Annotated in this window: 2 protein-coding genes; both read right to left on the bottom strand. The window is 55.0% G+C overall.

Annotated elements, in window-relative coordinates:
- Positions 1–218, bottom strand: a 218-nt coding sequence (locus tag L991_RS17010; RefSeq protein ID WP_197053880.1) for an MJ0042-type zinc finger domain-containing protein, incomplete at its 3' end; no start/stop codon positions are given.
- A 27-nt stretch (positions 219–245) separates the two neighbouring features.
- Positions 246–1,133, bottom strand: coding sequence for a 50S ribosomal protein L11 methyltransferase (gene prmA, locus L991_RS12030; protein WP_047395780.1), 888 nt, complete (start codon positions 1,131–1,133; stop codon positions 246–248).
- Positions 1,134–1,377 lie beyond the last annotated feature (244 nt).

The raw sequence follows: 1,377 nt of genomic DNA, 5'->3' as shown, positions 1-1,377 counted from the left end.
GCTGGAGCTGGAGCTGGAGCTGGAGCTGGAGCTGGAGCTGGAGCTGGAGCTGGAGCTGGAGCTGGAGCTGTGGGCTCGCTCGCCGGCTGTAAAAAATCACGCGCATTAAAAATGAACGAACACCGCCCACAGCGCACCTTCCCATGATGGGCGGCGAGCTGGTCATCGCTAACGCGAAAGGCGGTGTTGCAATTTGGGCAGCGCGTGATGTGTGTCATGCGGCGATTTTAACCGGATTTAAGGGTTTATTTCCGTAAGCCAGACAAACACACCCAGCCCTCATGTTCGTTTGGCGCAACAAAATCAAACCATTCACCGTAAATCGCCACGATTTCATGTGCTTGTTCCGCCAGAATGCCCGACAGCACCAATTTGCCGCCGCTGCGGCAGCGACCCGCCAAGAGTGGCGCCAGCGCTTTCAATGGATTGGTCAGAATATTGGCAATCACCACGTCATAGCTTTCAGCTGGGGCGGCGTCCGGCAGGAAAAAGCGGGCGGTCACGCCGTTTTGTTCGGCATTTTGTGCCGAAGCAATCATCGCCTGCGGATCAATATCCACGCCATCGGTTGGGCCGGCGCCCAGTTTCAACGCGGCAATCGCCAAAATCCCTGAGCCGCAACCGTAATCCAGTACCTTTTCGCCGCCCTGAATTTCGCGATCTAACCATTGCAAACACAGGCGCGTGGTGGGGTGGCTACCGGTGCCAAAAGCGAGGCCTGGGTCGAGTTGAATGTTCACGGCCGCCGGATCTGGGCACTCATGCCAAGTTGGGGTGATCCACAAACGTGGCGAAATAGGGATCGGATCAAATTGAGATTGCGTCAGGCGTACCCAATCCTGCTCTTCCACCACCACGATTTCATATTGTGGGGCCGCTTGCTTGAGCTGATTGGCGGCGGCGGTAACGATCAGCGAGAGATCCGTCTCGGCATCAAACAACGCCAGCACTACGCTGGTGTCCCACAATTGATCTACGGGCTCACCCGGCTCGCCAAAAATTGGTTTTTCATCCTGCGTGCCGGCCGCAGCGTCTTCAATCGAGACTGACAGCGCGCCCAGATCAAATAATACATCGGAATAGTTTTCCGCTTGGGTCGAGTCAGTGGTCAGGCGCAGTTCTTGCCAAGGCATGATGAATTCCTATCTGTATATATATGCATTGAATGGGCGCGATTGTCGCATCTTTGCTGGGGGCTGGATAGTTTGCGCCGCTGGCGCGCTAACTTGCTGCATGCGTAGCGGGCAGCTTTTGCTGATAATGCTCGATTTTCTTTGTGGTTCGGTTCTTTGCAAATCAAGCGCTTATCGACTTGTTGGCGCTTTTTCGTTGGATTGGTGTTGACGTGTTTTCGATGGGTGGGTATAGTTCGGCCTC

It is taken from the genome of Chitinibacter sp. ZOR0017 (genome assembly GCF_000799095.1).
Lineage (GTDB): Bacteria > Pseudomonadota > Gammaproteobacteria > Burkholderiales > Chitinibacteraceae > Chitinibacter > Chitinibacter tainanensis.
Note: the sequence above shows the minus strand (reverse complement) of the source record. Positions and strands in the feature narration are given on the sequence as shown.